The organism is Xanthobacter sp. BG11Y11_SDJG, from assembly GCF_057364445.1.
The window spans coordinates 1-1,284 of the sequence record NZ_JBNFNU010000682.1 but is presented as its reverse complement, the minus strand read 5'-3'; the positions used below and the strand labels follow the sequence as shown (position 1 = coordinate 1,284).

Sequence of the window (1,284 nt, the reverse complement as noted above, 5' to 3'; positions counted from 1 at the left end):
CCGCCGCGCTGCCCGCGCGCCTCTTGGGCGACGTGAGGGGCCTGAACGTGGCGGACCTGTGCGCCGCGCCCGGCGGCAAGACCGCGCAGCTGGTCGCCGCGGGGGCGCAGGTGACCGCGGTGGACCGCTCCGGCGCCCGCATCGGCCGGCTGAAGGAGAACCTCGCCCGGCTCGGTCTCGCGGCGCAGGTGGTGGCGCGCGACGTGCTGGAATTCCGCGACGGGCCGTTCGACGCGGTGCTGCTCGACGCCCCCTGCACAGCCACCGGCACCCTGCGGCGCCATCCGGACATCGCCATCACCAAGCGGCCGGGCGATGTGGCCGCGCTTGCCGAGCTGCAGGGCCGGCTCTTGGCCCATGCGGCGGACCTGGTGCGCCCCGGCGGCACGCTGGTCTTCTCCACCTGCTCGCTGGAGCCGGAGGAAGGCGAGGCGCAGGTGGAGCGCCTGCTGGCCGCGCGCCCGGATTACGCCCGCGCGCCGCTCGCGCCGGGGGAGATCGCCGGCCTCGATCCGTTCATAACTCCTCAAGGTGACTTGCGCACACTGCCGAGCGGATGGGTGCGCGGCGAGCCGGAGCGCTCGGGGCTCGACGGCTTCTTTGCGGCACGCCTGCGCCGGCTCGGGTAGGCGGAGCGCCCATCCAGGATCGCGGCGGGCGGAGAAGTTCGCCCCATACGCCAGAGGGATGGGTGCAGATGGACGAAAGCGGCGGGCGGACCGGTGGCGTGCTTTCGCCCTTGCGCGGGCTCGGCGGCCTGAGCCTGCCGGAGGCCTTTCGCGGCGGCCAGAAGGGAGCGAGGAGCAAGGTGGGCCGGAGCAGCGTGGCGGAGCGCGCACGACTTGCCGGCATCGTCGCCGGAGCCTGGGTGCGCGCGCTCATTGCGCGGGTCGGCGGCGGCGACGTGGCGCTCGCTTATGTCCCGGTGCCGGTGCCCGAGCGCCTGCTGATCGCGCCGCAGGACCTGCGCACCGGCGACGCCACGCTCGCGAGCGAGTTCTATGCCGGCCGCTTCGCCTTCGCCGGCAAGGTGGCGAGCCTGGACGGACGCACCCCCTTCGAACTGGTGCCGCCCTCCATGGAATGGCGGAGACGCTGCACGGCTTCGGCTGGCTGCGCCACCTGCGCGCCGCCGGCACCACCATCGCCCGCGCCAATGCCCGCGCGCTGGTGGGCGACTGGATGCGCGACCCCCCGGCGCCGCGCGGCGCCGTCGCGGCGCGCTTCCCGACGTGACCCTGCGCGCCGGGTGATTCTCTGGCTCACCCCCAGGCGACCCTTCTG

The 1,284-nt window shown here is 74.9% G+C and carries 1 protein-coding gene and 1 pseudogene; both read left to right on the top strand.

Annotation, left to right across the window (positions count from 1 at the left end; all coding sequences use genetic code 11):
- On the top strand, positions 1-629 hold a 629-nt coding region (locus tag AC2W7M_RS25730), incomplete at its 5' end, for an RsmB/NOP family class I SAM-dependent RNA methyltransferase (protein WP_486135958.1).
- Between the two features lie 68 nt (positions 630-697).
- A pseudogene (locus AC2W7M_RS25725) lies at positions 698-1,284 on the top strand (hypothetical protein); the annotation flags it as partial.